At 59.5% G+C, this 259-nt stretch carries 1 pseudogene; it reads right to left on the reverse strand.

Features of this window, described 5'->3' with window-relative positions:
* Nucleotides 1-156, reverse strand: a pseudogene (locus tag FNJ47_RS55635) (IS66 family transposase); the annotation flags it as partial.
* Nucleotides 157-259: the final 103 nt, after the last annotated feature.

Consider the following 259-nt stretch of genomic DNA (forward strand, 5'->3'; position numbering starts at 1 on the left):
GTGCTTTTCGCTGCGTGGCGCAAAACGATGCAGGCGTGCCAGCGCCAGTTCTTCCTCGAGTTTGACGACGCGGTCGGCGAGTTGATGGTTCTCCGCCTGCAGCGCAGCAATGCGCGCCAACAGCACTTCAACACTCGGATCGCCGGTTCGATTCATCGGATTCTTGAATCTGAACCGTACCGACGCGTCAACCGCTCAACTCGAGAGCTCAGCCGGCAACCTGATATTGCCGCACCGGATGGCGGACCATCGCATCGAT

Source organism: Bradyrhizobium uaiense (assembly GCF_010811875.1).
Taxonomy (GTDB): domain Bacteria; phylum Pseudomonadota; class Alphaproteobacteria; order Rhizobiales; family Xanthobacteraceae; genus Bradyrhizobium; species Bradyrhizobium uaiense.